Below are 8,357 nucleotides of genomic sequence, written 5' to 3'. Positions count from 1 at the left end.
ACCGGTAACCTTTAAGAGCGGGAAAGACATCAAATTTAAGCATGGCAAATAACTACGCTATCTCAGAGCAGTAAACAACCTGACAGAGCCCGTTCAACACCGCAACCTTGGCACATTGCGATGCCGTCTGGATAGGACGGCAACCACACCATTCGATAACGCTTGTTACTGAATAATAATCAGCTCAGGTTCGGCGCGTTCAGTCAACCATTCTGCTCCGTCTTCTGTGATTACTATGTTTTCCTCATGCAACATCATCTTATCAGGAGCATAGGTCATACCCGGCTCCAATGTCATAACCATTCCTGGAACCAGAACAGAATTATCTGATGATGTGTTAGAAGGGCGCTCTGTCAGCTCCATTCCCAGTCCATGACCAATACGGCCAATGTCATTCCCAAGAGCACCTGCTAGCTCCAGCACGCCCCACATTGCATTGTAGATATCGGTCGTTGTGTTGCCAGGCTTTGCCGCTTCAAAGCCCTTGGTTGTCGCCTCATAAGTGGCGCGATAAGCGGCTTTGGTTTGCTCGCTGGCATGACCGAATGCCCAGTTCCGGTCAAAATCTGAAAAGTAACCATCCCAAACGGCGCCGGTGTCGATCATCAACAAGTCACCTTCCTGCATTGCCCGATCGCTGGGTCCTGTGAGGATCTCACCGATAGCATCTGGCCCAGAACCGGCAATAATGAATGGTGTCTCATCAGCACCGGCCTCTAACATATCCATGCTGAAGCGTTTACAGATTTCCCGCTCGGTCATTCCAATGCGTGCATATTGTGGAATTTTGCTGAACCCTACATTCGTGATCCGGCAAATTTCACGTGTCTTCGCGATCTCTGCAGGGGACTTGATCTGACGTAGCGCATGCATCTCTAACGAAAAATCGACGAACTCTGAGTTGACCATCTCACGCAGCTGGCTGAAGTTGGCATTTGGCATGCGCAGCTGGGATTCAATTCCCAAGGTTGCTCCGACCCGCCCGTGCTTTTTAGGCAACTCATTGATTGTTGCTGCAAGTAAGCTAATGCCATCATCTTCAGGGCAAGGGGCAGCCCAACTGCGAACATCATCGATCCATGTCTGCTTCAGGCTGTTAACACCAATCCCCGGAATTACAGCTATTGGCTTGCCTTTAGCTGGTACAACGACGAACCACGGACGAGTTGGGCTATGCCAGAACTGAGACCTAAACCCTGTAAAATAACGGAAATTTGGTTCGGTCGTTAGCATGATTGCATCTAGTTTCTTCTCATACATCATGCGTTGTGCCCGCTCGACCCGTTCTTCAAACTCAGAGACTTCAAAACCACGCTTTACCAGTTTTGACATTTCGCGCTCCCATTACTTTTCTTTGTTTTACTTACTAATATCTTCATCAGTAATTTTATTTCTAGTTTTCTCATGTACAATCAACACAACTAATAAACAGCCTTAATATTATGCGATAATTGAAAATAGTAATGATGTGTTGATTGGGCTGGTCTATTGGCCATGTGAGAATTTCATCTACACCCACATGGCCAATTATTTTTATTAAGTTGCGTTAATTACTTATGCAACATCAAGTACAGGACTCGTTACTGAATCACTCTTTTCTTTCATGATGGCATACAGAATGCCGACACCGAACGCGATCCCTGTTACAACAACAATGTAGAGCTTGATTGAAGCAATTGAGTTGTAAATCAGGATGCCTTGAACAACACCTGCAAGACCGACAAAGATATAGAATACCCATGTAGGCAACTTCCTGCAGAACTCTCGGTTTGCCCATGCCACAGGATACTTGTTTGGTATCAGAGCGATTGAAACCATCATGAAGATACCCAACACGATGTCAGTCAGGATGTAAGCGTTTGCAATCGTGCTAATGTCCCAGCCAAGCAAGATAGGCAACATGGAAGCAAGCCAGATTAGGGTTAGAATCTTCCAAGGGCTACCCATTTTGTTGGTGGCACCAAAGCTCTTTGGGAACCAACCATCGGCTGTCGCTGTCTGGATTGGCTGAACATAGGATGCATACACACTGTTAATGGTGGTTGTCAGCGCCATGAAAGGTCCACAAATCATAAAGAATATGAAGAGTGGAGATGAAAGAATTTTACGGGCCACCAGAGTTAGCGGCTTGTTGGCAACCATTTCGATAGGAAGTACACCAGAAGCGACCACAGAGACGCCAAGGTACACAACAATAATAACTAATGTGGTACCAACCATTCCGAATGTAATGTCCTTTTTGGGTCTTTTTGCATACTTACTGAAGTACATCAGGTAGTACTGGCAGTAGGTAGCGAACGAAAGCAGACAAGCCGCTTTGAAGATACCCATTCCACCTTCAGAGGCAAAATTAGGATTTGTCGTAGGTGACAACAAAGCAAAATCAACTTGCCCAAAACCCATCACAATGAAGGTCGCGATACCAACCATAAGCAAGGTTGTCATCAAGTTCTGGAACTTAGAGAGTGCATCTAATCCGAACAAGTTTACGACGTAGAACACTGTCAGGCCTGCGATAGCACCAGCTGACGGTGTCACAGAAGGCATCAAAGAGTTGATGTAATACCCGAGAGAGAGCGCGTAGATTGCTACTGTTGGATAGTACAAGAAGAAGCTAACAACATACATGCCTGCATATTTTCTGCCCAAAATTGTACTGGTAAGTGCGTAAGGCCCGCCATCCAAAACGAGTGTACCACTCGCAAAAAACATCGGCGTATTGTAGAAAATACCGAATACAAGTGCGAGCGCAAAAGCAAGCCACAAACTATGCCCGGTAAGACCAATACCTGCGCCAACGAGTGAAAACAGCCCGGCCCCAACCGTTAGGCCAACACCCATTGCTAGCAGGGTCCATTTGCCAAGGACACCACTACCTACATTACCATTTGACATTCTAACTTCCTCCCTGAGAAATTTGGAGCGGATATGCCCCGTCTCTTACGATTTTGTTATAGATTTCAGGATCGGTATCACCCTCAGTGCTGATAAAGAGAAGCACAGATCTCTCGTCTATTTTCATCTGCTCCCTGATGTTGACGAGAGCTTCATTCGTGCAAATGGCATGAGTTACTCCCAACCCAACCGCACCAGACTCGCCGGAGACGACTTTGTCATCACCTTCAAGCGGATTAGCTAGAATGCGCATTCCATTTGCCGAAAACTCATTCGGGCACGTGATATAGTAATCTACGATATCCTTAAGTATATCGTAGGCAACAATATTTGGTTCCCCAACTGAAAGACCTGCCATGATTGTGGCCAAGTCGCCCCCAACTTGAGAATACTTGCCATTCATCGCAGATTTCATGAAGCAGCCAGCGTTATCTGGCTCAACAATTGTCATATGAGGCTTATTCTCTCCCATAAGTTTTGAGAAATAAGCCATTATGCCGACAGCAAAAGAACCAGCGCCAGCCTGCAATACGATGTGCGTTGGCTGTACGCCTTCAAGCTGCAGTCGAATTTCATCTGCAATGGCTGTGTAACCTTGCGAAATGAAATTTGTTGTTTCAGTGTAACCTTCCCAAGCCTGGTCCTGCACATGGCACCAGCCCATCTCAGCGGCTTTGGCGATGACCATCTTCAATGTGCCATCGTAGTTATGTTCTGTGACGATGACGGAAGCGCCCAGATCTTCAATAGCCTTCACACGACTTGGTACTGTCTGCGACGGCATGTAGATGTGACACTGACAACCGAGAATGCTTGCCGCGTAGGCCAAGCCCTTGCCATGATTGCCATCGGTTGCTGCAATCAGAACGATGTCTCTGATTTTCTCGTTTATCTCTGGCTTTAAGAAGTATTCGAAATCGATATCGTCAATCGAAACGCCAAGTATTTTGCAGATTACTTTGGAAACACCATAAATAACACCGATTGACTTGAATGCGTTTAAACCCATACGGAAGGACTCATCCTTCACGTATACATTCTTCACACCCATTTCATTTGCAAGACTGTCCAAGCTTACAAGCGGGGTTTTACTGTATTCTTTCAATGTTTTGGAATACCGAATGACCTTTTCCGCGACTTCTGGCGTAAACAGGTCACAATCAGTATTTCCTTTACAAGGGTATTCCAGAAATTCGCAGCCGAATTTTTCAATCTTTTGATCAGACATTTTTCTTACTCATTCTTAGTGTGAACACTTAACGATGTCCCAAGGTGTTTTACTTGCGATAATTGCCCGATCTTCATAGAAAACAAGCGTATCGATCACCCAGAAACCAGTTTCGAAGTTTACAGCCGTACCAGGCACAAACCGCTGGTCCCCTTTGTCCATGTCAGCATCGTAAACCATTGATCCGCCGCAACAATCTCCGGGCCAGAGGATGCCCATGTCGTAGCCGCCCAACCAGAATTGCTGCCCCCAGATCCCGAGTTCTTGATAGAACTCCTTGAGCTGGCCGGTGAACTCATTGATAAGCATATTGGTCTTCAATATACTTTCAACTTTCTCACGTATTATTGGATGATATTTCTCTGCCATCTTTACGAAGGCAGATTTTTCTTCCGAATACCTACTGTAATCTACATCGCCTACTGTAAATACACGCGACAGATCAGAACTATAGCGTTGATGTGATGCAAATAGATCAGCAACAACAACATCGCCGCGCTCTAACTTCTCATGTGAGGGGTAGTTGTGCCCCCGAAGTACTCGCTGCCCACCGTGAATGAACGAACAACCCGCTGGCTCACCGCCAGCTAAGGCCATTTTGTAAGTTGCATATCCTAATAGTTCATTCTCAGTGACGCCTGGCTTCAAATATTCTTTGATAGCCTGCATGGACACATCAGCAATTTCAGCTGATCTCACAATATAGTCTAGTTCTTCTTTCGACTTTACTTTGCGAATTTCATCAAACAGGTCTGAAGCATTTGTTGTCTTAACGCCGTACTCACCAAATGCATTAGATACAAGCTTCGTAATGTGGTTTCCATGCTTATCGGATTCGATGCCAACCTTGCTGGTAAGCCAACCTGTTTCCTTAAGGTTTTTTGCGATAGCTCTCATCAGTGTGCCGCCATGTGGAATTGTGCCGGCGTTGCCACTTATTCCATATGTCGGGCGAGCAGCATGGGTGAATATGCGGATATCCTTAGTGACAGTGTCTTCTCGGACATCTTCTTCTTCACCAGCCACATCCATGAAGGCAAATTCTTCATGATCTACATGAATTGCAATGCTTGCAGGTACGTAGTAATTCCACTGCTTCTTTGAGTTTACGCGATACCAGCCAAGCTTGTAGCCGGAGAAGTAATAGAGTGCTTCTGGAGAGGTCAGGAATAATACCTCTAGATCATTTTCTCTCATGACCCTTTTTGCACACGCCAAGCGAGCATCGTATTCACCTTGAGAAAAAGGAACGTTCCTCATTGTTCCGTTTACTTCATAATACATAATTCAACTCCCCTTTACTTTGAAAACAGGCTTATGAAATGCGCATAAATTTCTGTCGCGTCGTAGATATCTTGAACAACACAGTTCTCATCTCTCATGTGACAGAGTTTCATGGTTCCAGGCCCGTAACCAATTGTTGGGATGCCGCGTGCTGTGGAAGCAAAACCGTTGGTGCTAAAATTCCATGTAAATAGGGTAGGATCTTCGTCTGTTGCACTTTCAAATGCGGAAGTCATTGCAAGAGTAATTGGGTCACTCTCTTCCATCTTCCAGGATTCCATAAAGCTATGCATGGTAAACTCTTTACCTGTATAGCTCGTACCCTCAGCTTGAAATACATTCCACGTTGCAGTTGTATTCTCAATTAACTTATTCATTTCCTGGGTAATATGATCGAAATCCTCACCCGTTGCTAAGCGCCTATCCAAGTATATTGAGCATTTATCCGGTATTGCGTTGAGAGAAACTGTTCTACAATCAATTTTACTTAGAGCTACTGAACCGTGTTCGCCTTTAACCTTGGAAAGTTTATTATTAAGCTCGTTTACGCGATTGATAATGTCAGCCATCTCATAAACAGCATTCACACCGTTCTCTGGGGCACTTCCGTGACTGGACACGCCTTCGGTATTTATTTCCAGCAGTGCGCGACCTCTGTGACCCAATGCAATCTGCCGGTCACTAGGTTCACAAATAACAACTGCATCGGGTTTTTGCGGTAAGTTCTCCAGAACATTGTCAAGGGCGAAAAAATCAAAATCTTCTTCCATCACGGATGCTGAGACATAAACCGTCTTGTTATCAAGCAGGCCTAGTTCTTTGGCGAAATAGCCAGCATAGACTGTGGCGGCAATCGCGCTTTTCATATCGGATGTACCGCGACCATAAATTTTGCCATCAACGATATTTCCGGCAAACGGATCTTGTGACCACAACTCACGGTCATTTACGACAACTGTGTCCATGTGGGAATCAAACAGGATTGCGGTTTCACCACTTCCCATAACACCCACGACATCGCCATACTCTGTTTTTATAATGCTGTCGTAACCAAGCGCGATCATCTTCTCTTCAACGCACTTAGCGACAGCCTCCTCCTGACCTGTATAGCTTTCTATTGAGATGAGCTTTTTAAGAAATTCGGTAATATCAGTCTGATGCGCCAGACATAACTCTTTAGTACTTCCCATTTTCTTACTCCCTGAAAGAAAATCGCAGTATGCAATATATCAATGAATATAAAGCAATATGCGATATATTGGATATTGCTATGAATACATACTCGGGAATTTACCTATCGAGACGGTATTGCAAACTTATTTTTATTGAGTTGCAAAAGCCCAATTTTTATAGATTTTACGCAGCCATTTTATCCGTATAGCCAGTCCAACCCACGAATGGGGTTGTGGATGTGGATGGTGGACCTTGGAACATGAGTTAAAGTGGCTGACACCTCACACACCGGCAACAAGATCAGACTGCTTTATCGCAGCTGCCCCACACTTTTAAATGCTCTCCTTATAAGAAAGTCATCGAGCCCACATTGCAGTTCCGTAAGTTGGAAAACCAGAAGACGGAGGCTAAAATCAATGTCTCCATCTTGAATAGAATGACCGCACTCGGACGCCCGATGTTTGAGCGTGTCACTGTGGCCTGAGGGTAAACGGGTAAGGGCAAGCTGTGAGTTGATTTCGGTTTATGCAACACGGCCGTTCAAGACCATCAAATCAGAAATGTTGTGGCGAACTGCCTTTCTGACACGGCAAGAGGTAAAAAAGGCACTTGGCCTTTACAATCCAACCCGGCGACACTCGGCGTTAGACTACCAATCGCCAATTACGTTCGAGAGACAACGTAGAAAAATTGAGACAGAGGCTCTCCACTTTTATTAAGCCAGTCCACCTTCATCGCGTCAACGCTTTCTCACAATGGAAACAGGCTGCAACGCTTGTCACCTAAAAGCGGATGCAGAAATTGAGTGCGGCCAAATTCAGGTTAAGTTGACGGCACCATCAAAACTAACATAGTCACTTCTTAAGGATGCATACACATTTGATTGAGTTGAGACATTTATCTTAGAACGGGAAGACTACCATATTGACTTGTAGCCAGTTTTGATTCACGTCATAACTCAAATTGAGAAGTAGTATGTGAGGGCAGCTTGTGCCGATACCTAAAGAACAGAGTGCCTTAGAGAGAAAACCAACAAAGAATATCGTTTATGATACACTACGTGACTGGATCGTTGTCGGGACGCTAAAGCCGGGTGAAAAAGTAATTGATATTGAGGTATCAAGTTATTTTTCGGTAAGCAGAACACCAGTGCGAGAAGCACTGCAGATGCTTTCTGAGCAGAATCTTGTTAAAGTCATCCCTAACAAAGGGACATATGTTACAGAACTCAACAAAGAAGACATGAATAACGTCTATCATGCTCTTTGTGCTGTCCATAGTTCTGTTTTGGCTCTTGCCTTTCCCAAAATTACCCCAAGCATTATCCAAGAGTTGAGAGAAATAAACTCCAAGCTGGCTGAAATGCAAAAGGGGGGCAACTACTTTCAAATGAAGGAGTTTGATGCTGCATTCCATGGTGTGTTTTTTGAGTTGGCAAACAATCCTTACCTGACTGAATTTAATGAACAGCTCAAAATCCACTCTGCCCGGGCTGAGCATGTCTATTTCCTTGCCAATACAGCTGAACTAAAGAGTGCAGAGGAACATGAGGCAATTATTGCTGCTATCGAAGCAGGTGATATGCATCTGGCGCAAAAATGCATGGCAGAAAATTGGCTGCGATTTGTGCGGAGCGTGAATTGATCAATGTTGCCGGACTGGTCAAAATCTGAAGTTAGGCGTCTTGGTCACTGTCAGGTTATTTCGAAGTAAATGCAAAACCGCGTTATCGCCCTTTTCATGCACGCAATTCGGCTGTGTAGTCGTTCCATAAGCT

6 protein-coding genes are annotated in these 8,357 nt (G+C 44.9%); 1 reads left to right on the top strand and 5 read right to left on the bottom strand.

What is annotated here, in order from left to right:
• Positions 1-165: 165 nt before the first annotated feature.
• The 5 genes from AYK67_RS00040 to AYK67_RS00020 form a co-directional block, all read right to left on the bottom strand.
• Positions 166-1,332, bottom strand: coding sequence for a M24 family metallopeptidase (locus AYK67_RS00040; RefSeq protein WP_068080571.1), 1,167 nt, complete (start codon positions 1,330-1,332; stop codon positions 166-168).
• A gap of 222 nt (positions 1,333-1,554) precedes the next feature.
• Positions 1,555-2,895: an APC family permease gene (locus tag AYK67_RS00035; protein ID WP_068080569.1), complete on the bottom strand. Its 1,341-nt coding sequence runs from the start codon at positions 2,893-2,895 to the stop codon at positions 1,555-1,557.
• A gap of 1 nt (position 2,896) precedes the next feature.
• Positions 2,897-4,123, bottom strand: a complete 1,227-nt coding sequence (locus AYK67_RS00030; RefSeq protein ID WP_068080565.1) for a diaminopropionate ammonia-lyase — start codon at positions 4,121-4,123, stop codon at positions 2,897-2,899.
• A 15-nt stretch (positions 4,124-4,138) separates the two neighbouring features.
• Positions 4,139-5,407 carry a M24 family metallopeptidase gene (locus tag AYK67_RS00025; RefSeq protein WP_068080562.1) on the bottom strand — a complete coding sequence of 423 codons (1,269 nt, stop codon included), beginning with the start codon at positions 5,405-5,407 and terminating at the stop codon, positions 4,139-4,141.
• A gap of 14 nt (positions 5,408-5,421) precedes the next feature.
• Positions 5,422-6,597: a YgeY family selenium metabolism-linked hydrolase gene (locus AYK67_RS00020; RefSeq protein ID WP_068080560.1), complete on the bottom strand. Its 1,176-nt coding sequence runs from the start codon at positions 6,595-6,597 to the stop codon at positions 5,422-5,424.
• A 973-nt stretch (positions 6,598-7,570) separates the two neighbouring features.
• On the opposite strand from AYK67_RS00020, the gene AYK67_RS00015 reads away from it, so the two are divergent.
• Positions 7,571-8,224, top strand: coding sequence for a GntR family transcriptional regulator (locus AYK67_RS00015; protein WP_068080557.1), 654 nt, complete (start codon positions 7,571-7,573; stop codon positions 8,222-8,224).
• Positions 8,225-8,357 lie beyond the last annotated feature (133 nt).

This window comes from Polycladidibacter stylochi, from assembly GCF_001562055.1.
GTDB lineage: Bacteria > Pseudomonadota > Alphaproteobacteria > Rhizobiales > Stappiaceae > Pseudovibrio > Pseudovibrio stylochi.
Note: the sequence above shows the minus strand (reverse complement) of the source record. Positions and strands in the feature narration are given on the sequence as shown.